The following is a 22,927-nucleotide window of genomic DNA, read 5'->3' as shown; positions in this document are numbered from 1 at the left end:
GAAACGACGTTCGGCCGATTGTAACGGTGTTGTCACTGAGAAGAACGGTTTCAAAGCGCTGCAATCAAAGGATTTGTTACCGACCCCCCCGGCGTCACCCGCAAGACCTCCGCCAGGGTGGTCAGCCCCGCGTTTACTTTGCCCATGCCGGCCATGCGCAGGTCACACATGCCGTGGGCGATGGCAGCCTGACGCAAGGCCTGCACGTCGGTACCCGCTGTGATCAGCGGCTTGAGTGTGTCGTCCAGCACCATGATTTCGTAGACCCCGGCTCGGCCCCGATACCCGCTGTTTCGGCACTCGGTGCACCCCACGGCCTCGTACACCTCGCCCGCCGCCTGTTTACAGTGAGGGCACAACACACGCACCAGTCGCTGCGCCATGACCCCCAGCAAGGTGGCCTTGATCAAATAATGAGCAATCCCCAGTTCCTGCAAGCGGCTGATGGCGCTGGGTGCATCGTTGGTGTGCAGCGTCGACAGCACCAGATGCCCGGTCAGGGCGGCCTGGATCGCCATTTCCGCGGTTTCCTGGTCGCGTATCTCGCCGATCATGATGATGTCCGGATCCTGGCGCAGCAGGGCGCGGATGCCACTGGCAAAGGTCAGGTCTATGTTGTGCTGCACCTGCATTTGGTTGAACGCCGGTTCGACCATTTCGATGGGGTCTTCCACCGTGCACAGGTTGATCTCGCGGGTCGCCAGTTGCTTGAGCGTGGTGTAGAGGGTGCTGGTCTTGCCCGAGCCGGTAGGGCCGGTGACCAGGATGATGCCGTTGGCCTGGCGGGTCATGGCGTGCCAGCGCTGCTGGTCTTCACTGGACAGGCCCAACTGGTCGAAGTCTTTGAGCAGTACCTGCGGGTCGAAGATCCGCATTACCAGTTTTTCGCCAAAGGCGGTGGGCAGGGTCGACAGGCGCAACTCCACTTCCGCTCCCGCCGGGCTTTTGGTCTTGACCCGGCCATCCTGGGGTTTGCGTTTTTCCGCCACGTTCATGCGGCCCAGGCTTTTCAGGCGGCTGACTACCGCCATCGTCACCTGCGGCGGGAATTGATAGACGTCGTGCAGCAACCCGTCAATGCGAAAGCGCACCCGGCCCTGCTCGCGGCACGGTTCGATATGGATATCGCTGGCGCGCTGGGCGAAGGCGTACTGCAACAGCCAGTCGACGATGTTGACGATATGCGCGTCGTTGGCGTCCGGCTCCTGGTCGCTGGCGCCGAGGTTGAGCAGGTCGAAGTTGCCGGGCACCGGCACTTTTTGATCCGCGCCGCTGACGGACTTCGCCAAGCGATAAAACTCGCCGATACAGCGCTGGATCGCCTGGGGGTTGGCCACTACGCGTTTGATCGAGCGCTTGAGCACCTGCGCCAGCCCGGCTTCCCAGCCGGTCACGTGGGGCTGGGCGCTGGCCACGGTGAGGGTGTGTGTGTCCACCGCTATGGCAAGGATCCCGTGACGCTGGGCAAACCCGTGGGACATCAGCGGGACTACCGCGGCCACGTCGATGTTCAGCGGGTCAATGCGCAGATAAGGTTGCCCTGCATGCCGGGCCAGCCACTGCGTGAGGGTTTCCAGGCACGGGCCATGGGCGGCGATGCACTCCAGCGGATGCAGGGTGCTGTCGGCCGGCAGCGCCGATACGCGCCTAGCGATGTCGGGTGTAATCAGCCCTGCCTCGACCAGGGCCGGCAGTAACGTATGCAGTTCCAATCGCTGATCAACAGCCATGAAGGTCTTCCTGGGTAGCCTCGGATGTAAACCCAGGCTAGCCAGCCCCCGACAATCCTCCTCCGGCCATGTATTACAGACTTTTACTGCGCGGCCGCCAACAGCGCTTGAGCCCCCACGGCATCAGCCGGCCACAGGTGTAGCGTGCACACGCTGATCAGGTTTCGAATCTTTTCACCGATCACCTGAGCCCTATGCCAGCTCAGGCCGTCCATCACGATATCGACATTCAGCAGGCCGTCTGCACGGGTCACGGTGACCTGGCTGGGCGTCAAAAACTGCAAGGCAAAAAAGTTGAGTATCCGACACAGCACGTCAGGCTCGGCCTCGGCGACGATCTGGTAGTGCGCCTGGCAGTGGGCGGTGTGGGTGGCCCACGCATCAACGCGGGTGACAGGCTGGGTGGTTTCGACGGCGTGCATGCGGGCTCTCCAGATTCGACTGGAGAAATTTTTACATTCGCTGCGGGAGATTTCTTATCTAAAGTGAGCCTTAATTGGGTTTAATTGAGTCAATCAATTCAAGATAGTCATTATCAAAGGTATTTTTATGCACAGCGAGTTGGACGCCTACGACCGTCGCATCCTGGCCTTGCTGCAAGAGGACGCTTCGCTCTCCAGTGCGCAGATCGCCGAACAGGTCGGCCTGTCCCAGTCACCGTGCTGGCGACGTATCCAGCGGCTCAAGGAGGAGGGCGTGATTCGCGGCCAGGTCACCTTGCTGGACCGCAAGAAAATTGGCCTCAACACGCAGATTTTCGCCGAGGTCAAACTCAACGCCCACGGTCGATCCAACTTCACCGAGTTCACCGAGGCAATTCGCGGCTTTCCGGAAGTGTTGGAGTGCTATGTGCTGATGGGGGCGGTGGATTTTCTGCTGCGCATCGTGGCGTCGGACATCGAGGCGTACGAGCGGTTTTTCTTCGATAAGTTATCGATGGTGCCGGGGATCCAAGAGGTCAACTCGATTGTGGCGTTGTCCGAGATCAAATCCACCACCAGCCTGCCAATATTGCGCTGACAGGCAGGGCCTCATCGGGGCAAGCCCCCACATTTATGTAGGAGGGGCTTGCCCCGATGGGATATCACAGGCGCAGAAGGGTCTTCCAGGCACGGTTCTGATACACCGCAATCGCCTGATGCATGCGCGCATCCAGCGACTCATCGGTGATCGGCTGGTTGGCCAGTTGCACCAACTTGTTCAGCTCGCCATACAAACGGTCCAGTTCCGGGATGTCTACCACCTGACGCGCATGATGCAGCCAGGCCTGGATGCGCTCGATACGCGGCAGTTGTTCAGCCAGGTCTTCCGGTTGTTGCTGGTAGCGCGGCAGTTGCAGGGCGACGGCGTCGTCGGCCAGCAGGCGCGGCAGCCAATTGGTGATTTGCGCGGCGCCCTGGCGGTTGCCGCGCACGTTGCGCTCGGCAGTCCAACTGCGGGCGAGCAGCCAGCGCGAGGTGTTCAGTGAGAACAGGCCCCAGCGCACGTCCTGCAGCTCTTCGGCGAACTGCTCAGGCGCGGCTTTGCGGATGTCTTCGTCGTCATCACCGGCCTGTACCAGCGGGCGCCAGTCTTCCAGCAAGGCATCCAGTGCGCTGCGCAGTTCGCTGGTGGATTGGCGCGGGGCGGCCTGGCCGAGGCTGCCGATCAGGGCGCGTAATTCACCGAGGTTGTCGACCCAGTCTTGCAGCAGGCGCCAGTGGCCATTGAAACGGTATTGCTCGGCCAGGCGCTGACTGCTGCCCAACAGGTGCCACATGATCGCGGCGAAGGCGTCGTCCAATGGCATTTCGGCCTGGATCTGCGGCGCCGGCAGGCTCAGGGAGTAGCTGCCTGCGTCGTACAGGCGGTAGCCGCGCTCGGCCTTGCTGATATCGCACGGCATCAACGCCAGGGTCGCGGCCAATTCGGCGGCCAGTTCCAGCAGGGCGGCGGGTTCGCCTTCACGCAGTTCCAGCTCCAACTCGCAGATCTCTTCCTTCTGCTTGCCGACCACCACGTGGCCCAGGTCCAGGGCGGCTTCGATGACCACTTTGGTCTTGCCACGGCCCCAGGCGATTTCGGCGCGTTCGCGCACGAAGTCGGTGGTGAAGATCGGCTTGAGGGACTTTTTATCCAGCTCGGCCAGTTGCTCGGGCCAGCATTCGCCGTCGAGTTTCTTCACGTCGAGCTTGGCTTTGGGCAGGTCCCAGTTGTACTCGTTGCGTTCCGACAAACCGGCAACACTTTGGCCGCGGGTCTTGAGGGTCTGGATGATCTCGTCACCGTCCTTGCGCAAACGCAGGGCGACTTTGGCCTGGGCCAGGTCGCGCTCGGGGGTGTCGAAATACTGGTTCATCAACTCACGGCGTTCCCAGCCACTTTTGTTGCGTTTTTTCAGTAACGGGTGCTCACGCAGCGCGGCGAGTGTTTCGCGGCTGACGCGGAGTTTGATTTCGGTTTCTTTCTGCATGGCCGGAAAATCCAGGATCGGGAGCGCAGCCGGGGAAAAAGGTGGCTGCCAAGATCGTGCAGTGTACAGGACTGAGCCCGGCAACGTGCCGCAACGGTTTATTGTGTCCAGCGGATGGTTCTATAGTGGGGCTCATCCGGGAAGTTGGGAGACCGCGCATGCCATTACCCTCCATGAAAGAGCAATTCGCCGCGCTGATTGCCGCGCCTTCGGTCAGTTGTACCCAAGCGTCTCTCGACCAGACCAACCGCCCGGTGATCGATTTGCTCGCCGGTTGGCTGGGCGATCTGGGGTTTGCCATCGACATCCAGCAGGTCAGTCCCGGCAAATTCAACCTGCTGGCAAGTTTCGGCAGTGGGCCTGGCGGCCTGGTGCTGGCGGGCCACAGCGATACGGTGCCCTATGACGCAGCCCTGTGGAAAACCGACCCGCTCAAGCTGACGGAAGTCGATGGTCGCTGGGTAGGATTGGGCAGTTGTGACATGAAGGGCTTTTTCGCCCTGGCGATTGAAGCGGTGTTGCCGTTGCTGGACCAGCCGTTCAAGCAGCCGTTGCTGATTCTCGCAACCTGCGATGAAGAAAGCTCCATGTCCGGTGCTCGGGCCTTGGCCGACGCTGGACGCCCGCTGGGCCGCGCGGCGGTGATCGGCGAACCGACCGGGCTCAAGCCGATCCGCCTGCACAAAGGTGTGATGATGGAGCGCATCGACATCCTTGGCCAAAGCGGCCATTCCTCTGACCCGAGCCTGGGCCATAGCGCCCTTGAGGCGATGCATGATGCCATCGGCGAACTGCGCGGTCTGCGCCTGGCCTGGCAACGTGAATATCGCAACCCGCAATTCAGCGTGCCGCAGCCGACCATGAACTTCGGCTGTATCCATGGTGGCGATAACCCCAATCGCATCTGCGGCCAGTGTTCCCTGGAATTCGACCTGCGGCCCTTGCCGGGCATGGACCCGCGGATGCTGCGCGCCGCCATCCGGCAGAAGCTCGAACCCCTGGCCGAGCGCCATAAGGTCAAGATCGACTATGCGCCGCTGTTCCCCGAAGTGCCGCCGTTCGAACAACCTGAAGACGCCGAACTGGTACGGGTGGCGGAACGTTTGACCGGTCATCGTGCCGAAGCAGTAGCGTTCGGGACCGAAGCGCCTTATCTTCAGCGCCTTGGTTGTGAAACCCTGGTATTGGGCCCTGGCGATATCGCTTGTGCTCACCAGCCGGGCGAGTACCTCGAAATGTCACGCTTGACGCCTACAGTGCGTCTATTGCGGGAGCTGATCGAGCATTACTGCTTGAAACCCGCATAAATTAACCCCGGTTTGTTCGTACATAAAAGGAGAGTGAGCGTGTCGCCAAGCCTGTTCCGACGATAACCATCAGCCCGCTGTGCGCTTTCACGGTTCATCCTTTTTTGGCTGCTTTTTATTACAGGCCCAGGTGTTATGCCCGAATACGTTAATTGGCTTCGTCACGCGTCCCCCCTATATCAATGCCCACCGCGACTGCACCTTTGTCGTCATGTTGCCCGGCGATGGTGTGGACCATCCGAACTTCGGCAATATCGTCCACGACCTGGTGCTGCTGCACAGCCTGGGCGTGCGCCTGGTACTGGTCCATGGTTCGCGCCCACAGATCGAAGCGCGTCTTGAAGCACGCGGCCTGATCCCGACCTACCACGAAGGCATGCGCATCACCGATGCGGCGACGCTGGAGTGTGTGATCGACGCGGTCGGCCATCTGCGGATCGCTATCGAAGCGCGCTTGTCGATGGACATGGCCTCGTCGCCGATGCAAGGCTCGCGCCTGCGGGTGGCCAGCGGCAACCTGGTGACCGCGCGCCCGATCGGCGTACTCGAAGGCGTGGACTACCACCACACCGGCGAAGTACGCCGCGTCGACCGCAAGGGCATCAACCGCCTGCTGGACGAGCGCTCCATCGTGCTGTTGTCGCCCCTGGGCTATTCGCCCACCGGTGAGATTTTCAACCTGGCCTGCGAAGACGTCGCCACCCGCGCGGCCATCGACTTGGCGGCCGACAAGCTGTTGCTGTTCGGCGCCGACCTCGGCCTGATCGATGAAAACGGCCGCCTGGTGCGCGAACTGCGCCCGCAACAAGTGCCGGCCCACTTGCAACGCCTGGGCAGCAGCAACTACCAGGCCGAACTGCTCGACGCGGCGGCCGAGGCTTGCCGGGGTGGAGTAGGGCGCAGCCATATCGTCAGCTACGCCGAGGACGGCGCCCTGCTCACCGAACTGTTCACCCGTGATGGCGGCGGTACGCTGGTCGCCCAGGAGCAATTCGAACAGGTGCGCGAGGCGGCGATTGAAGATGTCGGCGGCCTGCTCGACCTGATCAGCCCGCTGGAAGAGCAGGGCATCCTGGTGCGGCGTTCACGGGAAGTGCTGGAGCGCGAGATCGAACAGTTCAGCGTGGTCGAGCGCGAAGGCATGATCATCGCCTGTGCGGCGCTGTACCAGATCGCCGATTCAGACGCGGGTGAGTTGGCATGCCTGGCGGTGAACCCGGAATACCGCCATGGCGCGCGGGGGGATGTGTTGCTGGAGCGCATCCAGGCCCGTGCGCGGGCGCAGGGGTTGAAAACTTTGTTCGTACTCACCACGCGCACCGCCCACTGGTTCCGCGAACGGGGGTTTGTGCCAAGCAGTGTGGACCGCCTGCCGTCGGCGCGTGCTTCGCTGTACAACTATCAGCGTAATTCGAAGATCTTCGAGAAAGCCTTGTAAAGCCCTCCCCTCCGACCACCGAGCAGGCTCGCGTAAGCACCGGCCTGCTCGGCGGCTCGGTCTTTCACGTTACAACTGAAATTTAAGCATTCTTGATCTCACGCCGATAACGGGATGGCGACTGTGGGTAGATTGCGGTCGGCAAAGAAATTATTAGTGACACAAAAACTGTAACAAATTGACTGGAGGATGTGCGTTTCGCCATGATGGCGTCGCCTTTTTGATCATGGGTGACGTATGTAATGGAGCGTCCACACTAATCGATCTAAAAAAGTGCTGACAAATACCCTTTAGGAATGAGCTTATGGAACGGTTGGTCTACCCTGACTGCTCCATGTCACGCAAAGGCTTATTCCCGAATCGTATGAAAAAAAATGAAATAATTCTTTTTGGGTGTATGAAAAACTCATTACCCTGCAAGGACCAAATCAACTGTGATTAGACGAAGGTAGTACACACACAAGGTTACGATTGACTTGCCAGTCACTATCCGGCGCTAATCGCGCATCTGTGGATCGAGGGCGTCAGACCCGAGACCGAAGAAATACAAAAATTAGAAATGAGAGGAGCGGTACATGAAGAAGTCCACCTTGGCTTTGGCTGTAGCTTTGGGCGCAATCGCCCAGCAAGCAGGCGCTGCCGGTTTCATCGAAGACAGCAAGGCCAGCGTCAGCTCTCGCACCTTGTATTTCGACAATGATCAGCGTGATGGCGGTGCTGACCAGCGCGAGACGGCGACAGGCCTGAAATTCAACTACCTGTCCGGCTTCACTCAGGGCGTGGTTGGTTTTGGTATCGATGCCCAGGCATTGGTGGGTTTGCACCTGGACGGCGGCCGTGGTCATCACCCAAACAGCAACTCCTTCGTTCCAAGTGATACCGATGGCTCTGCCGTCAGCAGCTGGAGCAGCGCCAGTGCCAACGTCAAGGCCCGCTTCTCCAAGACTGAAGCCCACCTGGGTGGCGCGCTTGCACCGAACCTGCCGATTCTGATCGCCAGCGACGGTCGTCTGTTGCCGCAAACCTTTGAAGGCGGCACCGTCACTTCCAAAGAAATCGACAATGTGACCTTCAATGCCGGTCAGCTCGAACACGCCACTGGTCGTGCTTCCAGCAACAGCACAGGCCTGGCCGTTAACGGCGGTACTCAGGAAAGCAACAAGTTCCGTTTTGGCGGCGCTGACTGGAAGGTCACCAAAGACCTGACCCTGCAGTACTACTACGCGAACCTGGAAGATTACTACAAGCAGCACTTCCTGGGCGCCGTGCATGTGTACCCGATCAGCGAAGGCCAGTCGTTCAAGACCGACCTGCGCTATTTCGACAGCAGCTCCGATGGCAAGAACGGTGATGCAGGCTACCGCTTCAACAACAACGGCGGCTATGCGAAGAACACCGGCGAGGTTGATAACAAAACCTGGAGCGCCATGTTCACCTACTCGTTGGGTGGCAGCGCATTCATGGTTGGTCACCAGCGCGTCAGCGACGATGGTGGTTTTGTCTGGGTAAACCAAGGCAGCGTGGTAGACGGCCGAGGTCGTAACGAAGGTGCTGGTGGCTCCAGCTTCTATCTGTTCACCGACAGCATGATCAACTCGTTCGTTCGCGCGGGTGAAAATACCACCTTCGGTCAGTACTCTTATGACTTTGCCGCACTGGGTGTTCCAGGCCTGAAAACCTCGATCGCTTACCTGCATGGCGATAACATCAAAGCTGCCAACGGTGGCAGTGATCAGTCCGAGTGGGAACGCGATATGCGTATCGACTACACCATTCAGCAAGGTGCGCTGAAAGGTTTCGGTACCACCCTGCGTCATGGTGCTTACCGCGGCAGCGGTACCGGTATCCAGGACCAGGATCAGACGCGTCTGATCTTCAACTACACCTACAGCTTCCTGTAAGTCTGGTTAAGGAAAACCTCGCGTTATCGCGAGGTTTTTCTTAATGTTGCATCAAGTCGAGCCAACCCCCGCAAGCCCTTCCTGAACCCCTCTTTGTACAGCGTCTCAAGGCCTTCTCGAACCTTGGAGGCGATATTGCACCCCGCCCTTTCTCGCGTCCAATGAACACATTTTTAATATTCTTTTATCGTCTAGATAAATCGATATTTATTCTTTTTAAATCAGCGTCAATCCATGCACAGTGGGCTCCATAAGCACTCATCAGGAGCCACACCATGAGCCTAAGACTGGGCGATATCGCCCCCGACTTCGAACAGGATTCCAGCGCCGGCAAGATTCGTTTTCACGAATGGCTTGGTGACAGCTGGGGTGTGTTGTTTTCCCATCCGGCGGACTTCACCCCGGTGTGCACCACCGAGCTGGGCTTTACCGCCAAGCTCAAGGATGAATTCGCCAGGCGTGGCGTCAAGGCCATCGCCCTGTCGGTCGACCCGGTGGACTCGCATCACAAGTGGATCGAAGACATCAATGAGACCCAGAACACCGTCGTCAACTTCCCGATCCTGGCGGACGCCGACCGCAAGGTCTCGGACCTTTACGACCTGATCCATCCCAACGCCAGTGACACCCTCACCGTGCGTTCCCTGTTCGTGATCGACCCGAACAAAAAGATTCGCCTGACCATCACCTACCCGGCGAGTACCGGCCGTAACTTCCACGAAATCCTGCGAGTCATCGACTCGCTGCAACTGACCGACAACCACAAGGTCGCCACCCCGGCCAACTGGCAGGACGGCGATGAAGTGGTGATCGTGCCGTCGCTCAAGGACGAGGAAGAGATCAAGAAGCGCTTTCCAAAGGGTTACAGGGCAGTGAAGCCGTATCTGCGGCTTACCCCACAACCTAACCGCTGACGCGGGACCTCTGTGGGAGGGAGCAAGACCCCTCCCACAGGTTGACCACATTTCAACACTCACATTGCAGGGGTTTTCAGGCCGTTTCGACGGCCTTTTTTTCGCCTGGCAATTGATGAGTGTCATATGCATTTTAAGAATAAACAAATGAAAAAATAAGATTTATAGATATATAAATCTGCTGATAAGGTCTGTCACATATTGGCGCCATCGCCCACCCAGCGAACCGCCGGCACTTGCTCAAGGAATTCCCGCATGTTGGTCGTCACACTCGGAGGCAGCCCCAGCCAGCGTTCCCGCTCCGGGGTCTTGCTGGAAAAAACCCGTCAATGGTTGCAAGGCAAAGGTGTTGAGGTGGTGAGTTACCAGGTACGGGACTTCCCGGCCGAAGACTTGCTGCATGCGCGCTTCGACAGCCCCAGGGTTATCGATCTGTTGCAGCAGGTGGCTAACGCCGATGGCCTGGTAATCGCCACGCCGGTGTACAAGGCCTCGTTCTCCGGCGCGCTGAAAACCCTGCTCGACCTGCTGCCCGAACGCGCCCTGGCCCACAAGGTCGTGTTGCCGATGGCTACAGGCGGCAGCATCGCCCACATGCTGGCGGTGGACTACGCCTTGAAGCCGGTGTTGTCGGCCCTCAAAGCCCAGGAGTTGCTCCACGGTATTTTTGCCGAGGACAGCCAGATCGCCTATGGCGAAGGCAGCGTGCAGGCGCAATTGGTGCCGGTGCTGGAGCAGCGTTTGCACGAAGCGCTGGAAACCCTCTACAGCGCCATGGCCCGCCGCCCGAAACCGCTGGACCCACATGTGCTCAATGAGCGTTTGTTGACTGCTCGCTGGAGCATCTGAGCCTTACCGATTTAAGAAACACTCACCTTACTCAGCCGCCAACGGCCAAGCAGGTGCAGCCAAAACCCTCATCGCATAATTGGAGAGAGCGCCATGCGCACTGTCATCTTGCGTCGTGGTCTGGTCGCACTGTTTGCTGCGGCTGTGTCCTTCGGCGCCATTGTTCAAGCCCAAGCTGCCGAGACCTTGCGGATCGGTTATCAGAAATACGGCACGTTGGTGCTGCTCAAAGCCAAGGGCACCCTGGAAAAACGCCTGGCTGCCCAAGGCGTACAGGTGCAATGGACGGAGTTTCCCGGCGGCCCGCAGTTGCTCGAGGGCTTGAACGTCGGCTCCATCGACTTTGGTGTTACCGGCGAAACCCCGCCGGTGTTCGCCCAGGCCGCCGGCGCCGACCTGCTTTACGTGGCCTACGAGCCACCGGCACCGACCAGCGAAGCGATCCTGGTGCCCAAAGACTCGACGATCAAATCGGTGGCCGAGCTCAAGGGCAAGAAAATCGTGCTCAATAAGGGCTCCAACGTGCACTACCTGCTGGTGCGTGCCCTGGAAGACGCCGGCCTGAAATACACCGACGTACACACCGTATTCCTGCCGCCCGCCGATGCCCGCGCCGCGTTCGAGCGTGGCAGCGTGGACGCCTGGGTGATCTGGGACCCGTACCAGGCCGCCGCCGAGAAACAACTGCAAGCGCGCACGCTGCGCGACGGCACCGGTATCGCCGATAACCACCAGTTTTACCTGGCGACCAAGCCGTATGCCGAGCAACACCCGCAGGTGATCAAGGCGCTGATCGAAGAAGTGCGCGCGGTGGGCGAATGGTCCAAGGCCAACCCACAGGAAGTCACCGAACAAGTCGCGCCGCTGCTTGGCCTGCCGGCTGACATCACCCTGACCTCGGTGAAGCGCCAGGGCTATGGCGCGCTGTTCCTGACCCCGGAAGTGGTTGCCGCCCAGCAGAAAATCGCCGACAGCTTTTACCAACTCAAATTGATCCCCAAGCCCTTGAGCATCAAGGACGTGATCTGGACGCCATCCGCTGCCGTGGCCAAAGCGCCGTAATCCGACTTCTTCAGGAGACAACTCCATGAGCCTCACTATTTTCTGGTTCCTGCCTACCCACGGCGACGGCCATTACCTTGGCACCGCCGAAGGCGCTCGCGCCGTCGACCACGGTTATTTGCAGCAAGTGGCCCAGGCCGCTGACCGCCTGGGTTTCGGTGGAGTGCTGATCCCCACCGGGCGTTCCTGCGAAGACTCGTGGCTGGTGGCCGCGTCGCTGATCCCGGTGACCCAGCGTTTGAAATTTCTGGTCGCCCTGCGCCCCGGGATCATTTCCCCAACGGTGGCCGCGCGTCAGGCCGCGACCCTGGATCGTTTGTCCGGTGGCCGCGCGTTGTTCAACCTGGTCACCGGTGGTGATCCGGACGAGTTGGCCGGCGATGGCTTGTTCCTCAGCCACGAAGAGCGCTACCAGGCTTCGGTCGAGTTCACGCGCATCTGGCGTCGTGTGCTGGAGGGCGAAACCGTGGATTACGATGGCGAACACATCAGCGTCAAAGGCGCCAAATTGCTTTACCCACCGATCCAGCAACCGCGCCCGCCGTTGTACTTTGGCGGTTCTTCCGAAGCCGCCCAGGACCTGGCCGCCGAGCAAGTGGAAATGGTGCTGACCTGGGGCGAGCCACCGGCCGCGGTTGCCGAGAAGATCGAACAAGTGCGGGCCAAGGCGGCCAAGCTCGGGCGTACCGTGCGCTTTGGCATTCGCCTGCATGTGATCGTGCGCGAGACCACCGACGAAGCCTGGAAAGCCGCCGACAAACTGATCTCCCATCTGGACGACGACACCATCGCCCGCGCCCAGGCCTCCCTGGCGCGCTTCGATTCGGTTGGCCAGCAACGCATGGCCGCGTTGCACGGCGGCAACCGCGACCATCTGGAAGTGAGCCCCAACCTGTGGGCCGGCGTCGGCCTGGTGCGTGGCGGTGCGGGTACGGCGCTGGTGGGTGATGGCCCGACCGTTGCGGCGCGGGTCAAGGAATACGCCGCGCTGGGCATCGACACCTTTATCTTCTCCGGTTATCCACACCTGGAAGAGTCGTATCGGGTCGCTGAGCTGCTGTTCCCGCACCTGGACATCGAGCGTCCGGAACTGCCGAAAAGCGCCGGCTATGTGAGCCCGTTCGGCGAGATGGTCGCCAACGATATCCTTCCCAAAGCGGCGTCACAGAGCTGAGGTGGCGTTATGAATTATGAAAAATTGAGCCATCGCGTGGCGCCTTGGGCGCTGCCGGTTTTATTGCTGGCGGTGTGGCAGTTGTCCGTGTCGGCGGGCTGGTTGTCGACGCGCATTCTGCCGGCCCCGAGTGCCGTGATTGAAGCCGGGGTGCATCTTGTGGCCAGCGGCGAAATCTGGACCCACCTGGCCATCAGCGGCTGGCGCGCGGGCCTGGGCTTTGTGATCGGTGGCGGCATCGGCCTGGCGCTGGGGTTTATCACTGGCTTGTCGACGTGGGGCGAGCGCCTGCTGGACAGCTCGGTGCAGATGATCCGCAACGTGCCGCACCTGGCGCTGATCCCGCTGGTGATCCTGTGGTTCGGGATCGACGAGACCGCAAAGATTTTCTTGGTGGCCCTCGGTACGTTGTTCCCGATTTACCTCAACACCTACCACGGCATCCGCAACGTCGACCCGGCGTTGGTGGAAATGTCGCGCAGCTATGGCTTGTCCGGGTTCAGCCTGTTCTGGCAAGTCATCCTGCCGGGCGCCCTGCCGTCGATCCTGGTGGGCGTGCGGTTTGCCCTGGGCTTTATGTGGTTGACGCTGATTGTGGCGGAAACCATCTCCGCCAGCTCCGGCATCGGCTACCTGGCGATGAACGCACGTGAGTTCCTGCAAACCGACGTGGTGGTGCTGGCCATCGTGATGTACGCCATTCTCGGCAAGCTGGCCGACCTGGCTGCACGTGGCCTGGAACGTGTGTGGCTGCGCTGGCACCCGGCGTATCAAGTGAATAAAGGCGGTGCGGCATGACAGCTCAACAACCTCCGCGCCTGCTTAAAGGGATCCCCCTGGCAGTGCGCAAATTGCGCAAATCATTTGGCGCACGGCACGTGCTCAAAGAGATTGACCTGCACATTCCGGCAGGCCAGTTCGTGGCCGTGGTCGGCCGCAGTGGTTGCGGCAAAAGTACCTTGCTGCGCCTGCTGGCCGGCTTGGACAAAGCCAGTGGCGGCGAGCTGCTGGCCGGTTCCGCAGCGCTCGGCGAAGCAATTGAAGACACGCGGTTGATGTTCCAGGAAGCGCGCTTGTTGCCGTGGAAAAAAATCATCGACAACGTGGGCCTGGGCCTCAAGGGCGACTGGCGCCCCAAAGCGCTGCAAGCCTTGGACGCGGTCGGCCTGGCGGAGCGCGCCAATGAATGGCCGGCAGCATTGTCCGGTGGCCAGAAGCAACGCGTGGCCCTCGCGCGCGCCCTGATCCACCAACCGCGCTTGCTGTTGCTCGATGAGCCGCTGGGCGCGCTGGATGCCCTGACCCGCATCGAGATGCAGCAACTGATCGAAAACCTGTGGCGCCAGCACGGCTTCACCGTGTTGCTGGTAACCCATGACGTCAGCGAAGCCGTGGCGATTGCCGACCGGGTGATCCTGATCGAAGACGGCGAAATCGGCCTCGACCTGATCGTCGACCTGCCACGCCCACGGGCCCGTGGCTCTCATCGCCTGGCGGCGCTGGAGGCCGAAGTGCTCAACCGTGTGCTGTCGTTGCCCGGCGCTCCGCCGGAACCCGAACCTGTTTCACCGCTGCCTACGCAATTGCGTTGGGCTCAATAACTCACTTGTCCCACGAAGGAAGAACACCATGACCATTAAAGCCATCAACGTGCGTAACCAGTTCAAAGGCACCATCAAGGAAATCGTAGTCGGCGACGTGCTGTCGGAAATCGATGTGCAGACCGCCTCCGGTATCGTCACTTCGGTGATCACCACCCGCTCGGTCAAAGAGCTGGAACTGGTGATCGGCAGTGAGGTGATTGCCTTTGTGAAGTCCACTGAGGTGTCGATCGCCAAGTTGTGAGGGGTGTCGGTCTTGAGGCCGTCATCGGGAGCAAGCCCCCTCCCACATTTGAGTGCATTCCAGAGTTGAAACGCGGTCAATGTGGGAGGGGGCTTGCTCCCGATGAGGCCTACCGGTCACCGCAAGGCTCAGCGCTTGGGCAAATAGGCTGGCAGGTAGAGCCCCACATACGCATCAAACACCCGCATCCCTTCCTCCGCCATACGCGGCGTAATCTGCCCATGCTGATGCACCGAGCGCGCATACACGCGGTCGCTCAGTTCCAGCGCCAGGGCGAACACATCCACGTCGGCTGGCAACCTCGGCACTTCAAAGTGGCGGTTGAACACGGTCAGCATCAGATTTCCCAATTCCAGATCGTGCTGGCGGTCGGCCTGGGTGACTTCGGTGAGGCCATGCTGGGCCAGGATCAGCTGGCGGGCGGCGGCGTCATGTTCATAGATAGTCAGCATGCGCTGTTCGACGATACTGGACAGGTCTCGCCAAGTGTTGAGCGCGTCATGTTCGATGGGCGCCTCAATGGCCGCGCGGAAGGCCGCATGCACATCGGCCGTCAACGCCTCCAGTAACGCCGGCACGTTGGCGAAAAAGTGGTACACCGACGACGGCGGAATCTGCGCCCGTTCGGCCACGCTGTAGATCGACAAACTGTCCACGCCTTCGGCGGCCAGCAAGGTGCGGGCGGCATCAAGGATTGCGTCGATACGTGCCTGGCTGCGGGCGCGGGGTTTGCGAGTGGCGGCGGGGCGGGTGGTCGCGGAAGTCTCCTACAAGGCAGCGGGCATTGTATGAGCAGGGAGATTTAACTGCATTCACAAATCAAAGTGTGGGAGGGGCGGTGCGACGATTCGACTTGCTGCCGATGAGGCCACCTCGGTATCCCAAAAGAAACCCATAAAAAAACGCCACTGACCAAAGTCAGCGGCGTTCCCTTTTACTGCTTCAACCGCTTACACGGTATGCAGGTACCAGTTGTACTCAAGGTCGGAGATGGAGTGTTCGAACTCTTCCAGCTCACTTTCCTTACAGGCGACGAAGATATCGATGTATTTAGGATCGATGTACTTGGCCATTACCTCGCTGTCGTCCAACTCACGCAGGGCATCGCGCAGGTTGTTCGGCAGGCTTTGCTCGTTCTGCTCGTAGCTGTTGCCTTCCACTGGAGCGCCCGGTTCGATCTTGTTGGTCAGACCATGGTGCACGCCTGCCAGGACCGAAGCCATCAGCAGGTAAGGGTTGGCGTCGGCGCCGGCCACGCGGTGTTCGATACGTACCGCGTCGGACGAGCCGGTCGGTACGCGAATCGCTACGGTGCGGTTGTCCAGGCCCCAGCACGGCGAGTTCGGCACGTAGAACTGTGCGCCGAAACGACGGTAGGAGTTGACGTTGGGGCACAGGAACGCCATCTGGGCGGGTAGGGTCTCCAGCACACCGCCGATCGCGTGACGCAATGCGGCGTTCTGCTCGGGATCCTCGCTGGCGAAGATGTTCTTGCCGTCCTTGTCCAGGATCGAAATATGCACGTGCAGCCCGTTGCCTGCCTGGCCTGGGTAAGGCTTGGCCATGAAGGTGGTGTCCATCTCATGGTCGTAGGCGATGTTCTTGATCAGGCGCTTGAGCAGTACCGCGTAGTCGCAGGCCTTGATCGGGTCGGCCACGTGGTGCAGGTTCACTTCGAACTGCGCCGGGGCACTTTCCTTGACGATGGCGTCGGCCGGGATGCCTTGCTCCTTGGCACCTTCGAGGATGTCCTGGAGGCAGTCGACGTATTCGTCGAGGTCGTCGATCAGGTAAACCTGTGTCGAATGCGGGCGTTTGCCGGAGATCGGCGAGCGGGGCGGTTGTGGGCGGCCGTTCACGTTCTCCTGGTCGATCAGGTAGAACTCAAGCTCGAAGGCAGCGCAGATGGTCAGGCCCATGTCATCGAACTTGCTGACGACTTGGCGGAGCACTTCGCGCGGATCGGCGAAGAAAGGTTCACCTTCAAGTTCGTGCATGGTCATCAGCAGTTGCGCGGTAGGGCGCTTTTGCCAGGGCTCATTGCACAGGGTGTCGGGGATTGGATAACAGATTCGGTCAGCATCACCGATGTCCAGGCCCAGGCCGGTGCTTTCCACCGTCGAGCCGTTGATATCCAGGGCAAATAAAGAGGCAGGCAGGTTAATGCCCTTCTCGTAAACCTTGTGGAGGCTGGTGCGTTCGATGCGCTTGCCGCGCACCACACCATTCATATCCGCAATTAGAAGGTCTACGTACAGAACCTCAGGATGATCCTTAAGGAACGCGTTCGCTTCGTTAAGCTGAACGGCACGCGGGGGTACCGACATGATGCAACACCTTTGTTGTTAAAAATATCAATCATTGATCTTTTCTGGTTTCAGTCAACCCGAACGGCATGCCGAAGTCAAGCGAGGCCTTTTTTGCCCTAAAAAAGCGCTCCGCAGGCTTTTTTGGGGCTTTTTAGGGCGGTTTTTTGGGTTTGATGGGCTTGGGACTCGCGGGCTTGAGCGGGCCGTGTTGTATTTTTTACGGGGGTGTTGTGTAAAAAAATGAACAAGGCTAAGCTCGATTCAAACCCATAACAGCAATAATACCGGGGTGCTTCATGTTTCACCTGCCGCCATTCGGCGTCTCTGCCTGCTTGCGCCAGGCTTTGTCCGCAGTTCATTCATCCCGTGTGAATACCCACGCTCCGGCCAATATTCTTGACGGCCTGTCCGACCTCTTCCTTGCCCTCGCCACCGCCGATGAACGGCCCTCATTCGTTGCGCCGATCAAGATTGCGCACAACTTTGGCGTGAGGAATGCAACGCTGCAGCAAATGGCAGGTAAGCTCCTACCCTGAACGAAAAAACGACGCGGATGCTGCGTCAACCAACGCCTGGCCTTTAATGGATGCCAGGAAACCCAGCCCAGAGGCATTTATGAGTAACAACCTCGACCAGCTCACCGATTGGTTGAAAGACCACAAGATCACAGAAGTCGAATGCATGATTGGCGACCTCACCGGCATCACCCGGGGCAAGATCTCGCCGACCAACAAATTCATCGCCGAAAAGGGCATGCGCCTGCCCGAGAGCGTGCTGTTGCAGACCGTGACCGGCGACTATGTCGAAGACGACATCTATTACGAACTGCTCGACCCGGCCGACATCGACATGATCTGCCGCCCCGACCAGAACGCGGTGTTCCTGGTGCCCTGGGCCATCGAGCCGACCGCCCAGGTGATCCACGATACCTACGACAAGCAAGGCAACCCGATCGAGCTGTCGCCGCGCAACGTGCTCAAGAAAGTCCTCAAGCTCTACGCCGACAAAGGTTGGCAGCCCATCGTGGCGCCGGAGATGGAGTTCTACCTGACCAAGCGCTGCGAAGACCCGGACTTCCCGCTGCAACCGCCGATCGGCCGTTCCGGGCGCCCGGAGACGGGTCGCCAGTCCTTCTCTATTGAAGCCGCCAACGAATTCGACCCGCTCTTCGAAGACGTCTACGACTGGTGCGAACTGCAGGAGCTGGACCTCGACACCCTGATCCACGAAGACGGCACCGCGCAGATGGAAATCAACTTCCGTCACGGCGACGCGCTGTCGCTGGCCGATCAGATCCTGGTGTTCAAGCGCACCATGCGTGAAGCCGCCCTCAAGCACGACGTGGCCGCCACCTTCATGGCCAAGCCGATGACCGGCGAGCCCGGCAGCGCGATGCACCTGCACCAGAGCATCATCGACATCGCCACGGGCAAGAACGTCTTCTCCAATGAAGACGGAAGCATGAGCCAGCTGTTTCTCAACCACATTGGCGGCCTGCAGAAATTCATCCCTGAATTGCTGCCGCTGTTTGCCCCTAATGTGAACTCGTTCCGCCGCTTCCTGCCCGATACCTCGGCGCCGGTGAACGTGGAATGGGGCGAAGAAAACCGCACCGTCGGCCTGCGCGTACCGGATGCCGGCCCGCAGAACCGCCGTGTCGAGAACCGCCTGCCGGGCGCCGACGCCAACCCGTACCTGGCGATTGCCGCCAGCCTGCTGTGCGGCTACATCGGCATGGTCGAAGGCCATAACCCGAGCGCGCCGGTGGTTGGGCGTGGTTACGAGCGGCGCAACCTGCGCCTGCCGTTGACCATCGAAGACGCCCTGGAACGCATGGAAAACAGCAAGACCATCGAGAAATACCTGGGTCAGAAATTCATCACAGGCTACGTCGCGGTCAAGCGGGCCGAGCACGAAAACTTCAAGCGCGTCATCAGTTCGTGGGAGCGGGAATTCCTGCTCTTCGCCGTCTGATGCGCCGGGCGTGCGGCTCGCGCCGTGCGCCCTCACCGAAATTTGAGGAGATTGGTATGTCCAGCAACAACCCGCAAACCCGTGAATGGCAAGCCTTGAGCAACGATCACCATCTGGCGCCGTTCAGCGACTTCAAGCAATTGAAAGAGAAAGGCCCACGGATCATCACCAAAGCCCACGGCGTGCTACTTGTGGGACAGCGAAGGCAACAAGATCCTCGACGGCATGGCCGGCCTGTGGTGCGTGGCAATCGGTTACGGTCGCGATGAACTCGCCGACGCCGCCGCCAAGCAAATGAAAGAACTGCCGTATTACAACCTGTTCTTCCAGACCGCTCACCCGCCCGTGCTGGAACTGGCCAAAGCCATTTCCGATATCGCGCCCGCCGGCATGAACCACGTGTTCTTCACCGGTTCCGGCTCCGAAGGCAACGACACCATGTTGCGCATGGTTCGCCATTACTGGGCGATCAAAGGCCAACCGAACAAGAAAACCATCATCAGCCGCAAGAATGGCTACCACGGCTCCACCGTGGCCGGCGCCAGCCTGGGCGGCATGACGTATATGCATGAACAGGGCGACTTGCCGATCCCGGGCATCACCCACATCGCCCAGCCGTACTGGTTTGGCGAAGGCGGCGACATGAGCCCCGACGAGTTCGGGACCTGGGCCGCCAACCAGTTGGAAGAAAAAATCCTGGAGTTGGGCGTGGACAACGTCGGTGCCTTTATTGCCGAGCCGATCCAGGGCGCCGGTGGCGTCATCGTGCCGCCCGCCACTTACTGGCCGCGCATCAAGGAAATCCTCGCCAAGTACGACATCCTGTTCATTGCCGACGAAGTCATCTGCGGGTTCGGCCGTACCGGTGAGTGGTTCGGGAGCGATTTCTACGACCTCACGCCACACATGATGACCATCGCCAAGGGCCTTACCTCGGGTTACATCCCCATGGGCGGCCTGATCGTGCGCGACGACGTGGTCGCCGTGCTCAATGAAGGCGGTGATTTCAACCACGGCTTCACCTACTCCGGCCACCCGGTGGCGGCGGCGGTGGCCATGGAAAACATCCGCATCATGCGCGATGAAAAAATCGTCAGCCGCGTTCACGATGAAACGGCACCGTATTTGCAAAAGCGTTTGAGGGAATTGGCGGATCACCCGTTGGTGGGCGAAGTTCGCGGCGTGGGCATGCTCGGTGCAATCGAGCTGGTTCAAGACAAGGCCACCCGCAAGCGTTATGAAGGCAAGGGCGCGGGCATGATTTGCCGCACTTTCTGCTTCAACAACGGCCTGATCATGCGCGCCGTGGGTGACACCATGATCATTTCGCCGCCGCTGGTGATCAGCAAGGCCGAAATCGATGAGCTGGTGACCAAGGCGCGTACGTGCCTGGACCTGACTTTGGCGGCGTTGCAGGGCTAAGTGCTAGGCTCAGTGCGCGGTGCATTGAGCAGTTACAAATGTTGGGGGCTCTGGTTGAAAGCCGGCCCCTGAACTTGCCAGACTGTCGCCCTGTTTTGTTGCCCTCTGGAAGGGCCGCTGAACATAAAAAAACGTGGCCCAAAAAAGAAAAATTGGAGCATCACCAAATGAAGGCATTAGGTTTGAAGAACGCCGGCAAGACCCTCCTCGCCTTGTCCCTGATGGGCGCAATGGCGGGCGGCGCCCAGGCAGCCGATAAAGTGCTGCACGTCTACAACTGGTCCGACTACATCGCACCGGACACCATCGCCAACTTTGAAAAAGAGTCGGGCATTAAAGTGGTGTACGACGTCTTCGACAGCAACGAGACCCTCGAAGCCAAGTTGCTGGCAGGCAAGTCCGGCTACGACATCGTCGTACCGTCGAACAACTTCCTCGCCAAGCAGATCAAGGCCGGTGTTTACCAGGAGCTGGACAAGTCCAAGCTGTCCAACTACAGCAACCTGAACACATCCCTCGCTTAAAGCCGTGTCGGTCAGCGACCCGGATAACAAGCATGCCTTCCCGTACATGTGGGGTTCGATCGGCATCGGCTACAACCCGGAGAAGGTCAAGGCCGCGCTGGGCGTGGACAAGATCGACTCCTGGGATGTGCTGATGAAGCCTGAAAACATCGCCAAGCTGAAAAGCTGCGGCGTGAGCTTCCTCGATTCGCCGACCGAAATGCTGCCGGTGGCGCTGCACTACCTGGGCCTGCCGACCGACACTCAGAAGAAGGCCGATCTGAAGCAGGCTGAAGACCTGTTCCTGAAAATCCGTCCTTCGATCGGCTACTTCCACTCCTCCAAGTACATCTCGGACCTGGCCAACGGCAACATCTGCGTGGCCGTGGGTTACTCGGGCGACATCCAGCAGGCCAAGTCCCGCGCGGCTGAAGCCGGTGGCAAGGTCAAGGTTGCCTATGACATTCCGAAGGAAGGCGCCGGTAGCTTCTTCGACATGGTCGCCATCCCTAAAGATGCCGAAAACGTCGACGCCGCCTACACGTTCCTCAACTACCTGCTCAAGCCTGAAGTGATGGCCTCCATCACCAACAGCGTGCGTTTCCCGAACGGTAACGAGAAGGCCACCGCACTGGTCGACAAAGACATCACCAGCGACCCGGGCATCTACCCACCAGCCGATGTCCAGGCCAAGCTCTACGCGATTGCTGACTTGCCGGCTGCGACCCAGCGTGAAATGACACGCAGCTGGACCAAGATCAAATCCGGTAAATAAGCCGTGCTACCTGTGGAAGGGGGCTTGCTCCCTTCCACACATAAAATGACAGAAAGTTTTGCCGGATCGGTTTATCGAGGGTAAGTTGCGCGCCGGTTTTGTTGCCGGGCAACAACTTTGGGCCCAACTATTTAAGAGGACCTCCACGTGCCAATTTCTTTATTTCGCCAAGCCATGCTGGTGGGCGCGGGTATCACGCTGGCGTTGAGCGTGCAGGCCGCACCGACGGTGCATATTTATAACTGGTCGGACTACATCGGTACCGACACCCTGGCCAACTTCGAAAAGGCCACCGGTATCAAGCCCGTGTATGACGTGTTTGATTCCAACGAAACCCTGGAAGGCAAGCTGCTGGCCGGGCGTACCGGCTACGACGTGGTGGTGCCGTCCAACCACTTCCTCGGCAAGCAGATCAAGGCCGGGGCGTTCCAGAAACTCGACAAGTCATTGCTCACGAACTACGCCAACCTCGACCCGGCACTGCTCAAGCGCCTGGAAAAGAACGACCCGGGCAACCAGTACGCGGTGCCGTACCTGTGGGGCACCAATGGCATCGGCTACAACGTCGACAAAGTGAAGCAAGTGCTGGGTGTCGACAAGATCGATTCCTGGGCCGTGTTGTTCGAACCGGAAAACATGAAGAAGCTGGCCACCTGCGGCGTGTCCTTCATGGACTCGGCGGATGAAATGCTGCCGGCTGTACTCAACTACATGGGCCTGGACCCGAACAGCACCAACCCGGCGGACTACAAAAAGGCCGAGGAAAAGCTGCTGAAAGTGCGGCCCTACGTGACCTACTTCCACTCATCCAAATACATCTCGGACCTGGCCAACGGCAACATCTGCGTGGCCGCCGGGTTCTCCGGCGATGTGTTCCAGGCCAAGGCCCGTGCGGCCGAGGCGGGCAAAGGCGTGAACATCGCCTACGCGATTCCCAAAGAAGGCGGCAACCTGTGGTTTGACGTGTTGGCGATCCCCAAGGATGCCGCCAACGTCAAAGAGGCCCACGCCTTCATCAACTATTTGCTGCAACCTGAGGTGATCGCCCAGGTCAGTGATTACGTCGGTTACGCCAACCCTAACCCTGGGGCGGACAAGCTGATGGAGCAATCGATACGCACCGACGAAGCGGTTTACCCACCGCAGGCGGTTCTCGAGCGGACATTCGTCAACTTCGAGCTACCCCCGAACGTGCAGCGTTTAATGACCCGTAGCTGGACCAAGGTCAAGACGGGCAAGTAAGGCTCAAACTATCCAAGGCTGGCCCGCATT

18 protein-coding genes and 3 pseudogenes are annotated in these 22,927 nt (G+C 59.8%); 16 read left to right on the top strand and 5 right to left on the bottom strand.

What is annotated here, in order from left to right; all coding sequences use genetic code 11:
• Positions 1 to 50 precede the first annotated feature (50 nt).
• Complete coding sequence (locus AB4O25_RS17265) at positions 51 to 1,730, bottom strand: GspE/PulE family protein (protein WP_460149814.1); 1,680 nt, start codon at positions 1,728 to 1,730, stop codon at positions 51 to 53.
• Between the two features lie 83 nt (positions 1,731 to 1,813).
• Positions 1,814 to 2,152 carry a hypothetical protein gene (locus AB4O25_RS17260; protein ID WP_065879290.1) on the bottom strand — a complete coding sequence of 113 codons (339 nt, stop codon included), beginning with the start codon at positions 2,150 to 2,152 and terminating at the stop codon, positions 1,814 to 1,816.
• A gap of 127 nt (positions 2,153 to 2,279) precedes the next feature.
• On the opposite strand from AB4O25_RS17260, the gene AB4O25_RS17255 reads away from it, so the two are divergent.
• Positions 2,280 to 2,750 carry an Lrp/AsnC family transcriptional regulator gene (locus AB4O25_RS17255; RefSeq protein WP_017530889.1) on the top strand — a complete coding sequence of 157 codons (471 nt, stop codon included), beginning with the start codon at positions 2,280 to 2,282 and terminating at the stop codon, positions 2,748 to 2,750.
• 64 nt (positions 2,751 to 2,814) lie between these two features.
• Here the strand turns inward: AB4O25_RS17255 and AB4O25_RS17250 are convergent, their stop codons facing one another.
• Complete coding sequence (locus AB4O25_RS17250; protein ID WP_017530890.1) at positions 2,815 to 4,182, bottom strand: CYTH domain-containing protein; 1,368 nt, start codon at positions 4,180 to 4,182, stop codon at positions 2,815 to 2,817.
• A gap of 158 nt (positions 4,183 to 4,340) precedes the next feature.
• Here AB4O25_RS17250 and argE point away from each other — a divergent pair, with 158 nt between their 5' ends.
• From argE to AB4O25_RS17200, 10 genes and pseudogenes are all read left to right on the top strand, one after another.
• Positions 4,341 to 5,489 carry an acetylornithine deacetylase gene (gene argE / locus AB4O25_RS17245; protein ID WP_065879291.1) on the top strand — a complete coding sequence of 383 codons (1,149 nt, stop codon included), beginning with the start codon at positions 4,341 to 4,343 and terminating at the stop codon, positions 5,487 to 5,489.
• Positions 5,490 to 5,624: 135 nt separating this feature from the next.
• Positions 5,625 to 6,927 (top strand): annotated as a pseudogene (gene argA, locus AB4O25_RS17240) (amino-acid N-acetyltransferase).
• Between the two features lie 575 nt (positions 6,928 to 7,502).
• Positions 7,503 to 8,828, top strand: a complete 1,326-nt coding sequence (locus AB4O25_RS17235) for an OprD family outer membrane porin (RefSeq protein WP_017530893.1) — start codon at positions 7,503 to 7,505, stop codon at positions 8,826 to 8,828.
• 275 nt (positions 8,829 to 9,103) lie between these two features.
• Positions 9,104 to 9,742, top strand: coding sequence for a peroxiredoxin (locus AB4O25_RS17230; RefSeq protein WP_003176789.1), 639 nt, complete (start codon positions 9,104 to 9,106; stop codon positions 9,740 to 9,742).
• Between the two features lie 255 nt (positions 9,743 to 9,997).
• Positions 9,998 to 10,591 carry an NADPH-dependent FMN reductase gene (ssuE, locus tag AB4O25_RS17225; protein WP_065879293.1) on the top strand — a complete coding sequence of 198 codons (594 nt, stop codon included), beginning with the start codon at positions 9,998 to 10,000 and terminating at the stop codon, positions 10,589 to 10,591.
• A 93-nt stretch (positions 10,592 to 10,684) separates the two neighbouring features.
• Positions 10,685 to 11,653, top strand: a complete 969-nt coding sequence (locus AB4O25_RS17220; RefSeq protein ID WP_068933698.1) for a sulfonate ABC transporter substrate-binding protein — start codon at positions 10,685 to 10,687, stop codon at positions 11,651 to 11,653.
• A 25-nt stretch (positions 11,654 to 11,678) separates the two neighbouring features.
• Entirely contained in the window at positions 11,679 to 12,827 is a 1,149-nt protein-coding gene (gene ssuD / locus AB4O25_RS17215; protein ID WP_017530896.1) for an FMNH2-dependent alkanesulfonate monooxygenase, read from the top strand.
• Positions 12,828 to 12,836: 9 nt separating this feature from the next.
• The gene (gene ssuC / locus AB4O25_RS17210; RefSeq protein WP_017530897.1) at positions 12,837 to 13,625 is read left to right on the top strand and encodes an aliphatic sulfonate ABC transporter permease SsuC; all 789 of its coding nucleotides are present in this window, start codon (positions 12,837 to 12,839) and stop codon (positions 13,623 to 13,625) included.
• The gene (ssuB, locus tag AB4O25_RS17205; RefSeq protein WP_017530898.1) at positions 13,622 to 14,428 is read left to right on the top strand and encodes an aliphatic sulfonates ABC transporter ATP-binding protein; all 807 of its coding nucleotides are present in this window, start codon (positions 13,622 to 13,624) and stop codon (positions 14,426 to 14,428) included. Before ssuC ends, ssuB begins: the two co-directional genes overlap by 4 nt.
• A 28-nt stretch (positions 14,429 to 14,456) precedes the next feature.
• Complete coding sequence (locus tag AB4O25_RS17200; protein ID WP_003176783.1) at positions 14,457 to 14,672, top strand: TOBE domain-containing protein; 216 nt, start codon at positions 14,457 to 14,459, stop codon at positions 14,670 to 14,672.
• Positions 14,673 to 14,800: 128 nt separating this feature from the next.
• On the opposite strand, the gene AB4O25_RS17195 is transcribed toward AB4O25_RS17200, so the two are convergent.
• Complete coding sequence (locus AB4O25_RS17195; protein ID WP_460150981.1) at positions 14,801 to 15,376, bottom strand: TetR/AcrR family transcriptional regulator; 576 nt, start codon at positions 15,374 to 15,376, stop codon at positions 14,801 to 14,803.
• A 246-nt stretch (positions 15,377 to 15,622) separates the two neighbouring features.
• Positions 15,623 to 16,999: a glutamine synthetase family protein gene (locus AB4O25_RS17190; RefSeq protein WP_003176781.1), complete on the bottom strand. Its 1,377-nt coding sequence runs from the start codon at positions 16,997 to 16,999 to the stop codon at positions 15,623 to 15,625.
• Positions 17,000 to 17,277: 278 nt separating this feature from the next.
• Between AB4O25_RS17190 and AB4O25_RS17185 the strand changes: the two genes are divergently transcribed.
• From AB4O25_RS17185 to AB4O25_RS17165, 5 genes and pseudogenes are all read left to right on the top strand, one after another.
• Complete coding sequence (locus tag AB4O25_RS17185) at positions 17,278 to 17,517, top strand: hypothetical protein (protein WP_068932016.1); 240 nt, start codon at positions 17,278 to 17,280, stop codon at positions 17,515 to 17,517.
• A 79-nt stretch (positions 17,518 to 17,596) separates the two neighbouring features.
• Positions 17,597 to 18,955, top strand: coding sequence for a glutamine synthetase family protein (locus tag AB4O25_RS17180; RefSeq protein ID WP_017530900.1), 1,359 nt, complete (start codon positions 17,597 to 17,599; stop codon positions 18,953 to 18,955).
• Between the two features lie 56 nt (positions 18,956 to 19,011).
• A pseudogene (locus AB4O25_RS17175) lies at positions 19,012 to 20,377 on the top strand (aspartate aminotransferase family protein).
• Positions 20,378 to 20,559: 182 nt separating this feature from the next.
• A pseudogene (locus AB4O25_RS17170) lies at positions 20,560 to 21,655 on the top strand (polyamine ABC transporter substrate-binding protein).
• 147 nt (positions 21,656 to 21,802) lie between these two features.
• Positions 21,803 to 22,897: a polyamine ABC transporter substrate-binding protein gene (locus AB4O25_RS17165; protein WP_017530903.1), complete on the top strand. Its 1,095-nt coding sequence runs from the start codon at positions 21,803 to 21,805 to the stop codon at positions 22,895 to 22,897.
• Positions 22,898 to 22,927 lie beyond the last annotated feature (30 nt).

The sequence above is a fragment of the Pseudomonas sp. S3_A03 genome, from assembly GCF_054668275.1.
Note: the sequence above shows the minus strand (reverse complement) of the source record. Positions and strands in the feature narration are given on the sequence as shown.

Coding starts and splice junctions, on each gene's coding strand:
- AB4O25_RS17235 (WP_017530893.1), top strand. CDS start 7,503: ATGAAGAAGTCCACCTTGGCTTTGGCTGTAGCTTTGGGCGCAATCGCC.
- argE (WP_065879291.1), top strand. CDS start 4,341: ATGCCATTACCCTCCATGAAAGAGCAATTCGCCGCGCTGATTGCCGCG.
- AB4O25_RS17260 (WP_065879290.1), bottom strand. CDS start 2,152: ATGCACGCCGTCGAAACCACCCAGCCTGTCACCCGCGTTGATGCGTGG.
- AB4O25_RS17250 (WP_017530890.1), bottom strand. CDS start 4,182: ATGCAGAAAGAAACCGAAATCAAACTCCGCGTCAGCCGCGAAACACTC.
- AB4O25_RS17185 (WP_068932016.1), top strand. CDS start 17,278: ATGTTTCACCTGCCGCCATTCGGCGTCTCTGCCTGCTTGCGCCAGGCT.
- ssuD (WP_017530896.1), top strand. CDS start 11,679: ATGAGCCTCACTATTTTCTGGTTCCTGCCTACCCACGGCGACGGCCAT.
- AB4O25_RS17190 (WP_003176781.1), bottom strand. CDS start 16,999: ATGTCGGTACCCCCGCGTGCCGTTCAGCTTAACGAAGCGAACGCGTTC.
- AB4O25_RS17265 (WP_460149814.1), bottom strand. CDS start 1,730: ATGGCTGTTGATCAGCGATTGGAACTGCATACGTTACTGCCGGCCCTG.
- AB4O25_RS17200 (WP_003176783.1), top strand. CDS start 14,457: ATGACCATTAAAGCCATCAACGTGCGTAACCAGTTCAAAGGCACCATC.
- ssuE (WP_065879293.1), top strand. CDS start 9,998: ATGTTGGTCGTCACACTCGGAGGCAGCCCCAGCCAGCGTTCCCGCTCC.
- AB4O25_RS17220 (WP_068933698.1), top strand. CDS start 10,685: ATGCGCACTGTCATCTTGCGTCGTGGTCTGGTCGCACTGTTTGCTGCG.
- AB4O25_RS17255 (WP_017530889.1), top strand. CDS start 2,280: ATGCACAGCGAGTTGGACGCCTACGACCGTCGCATCCTGGCCTTGCTG.
- AB4O25_RS17180 (WP_017530900.1), top strand. CDS start 17,597: ATGAGTAACAACCTCGACCAGCTCACCGATTGGTTGAAAGACCACAAG.
- ssuC (WP_017530897.1), top strand. CDS start 12,837: ATGAATTATGAAAAATTGAGCCATCGCGTGGCGCCTTGGGCGCTGCCG.
- ssuB (WP_017530898.1), top strand. CDS start 13,622: ATGACAGCTCAACAACCTCCGCGCCTGCTTAAAGGGATCCCCCTGGCA.
- AB4O25_RS17230 (WP_003176789.1), top strand. CDS start 9,104: ATGAGCCTAAGACTGGGCGATATCGCCCCCGACTTCGAACAGGATTCC.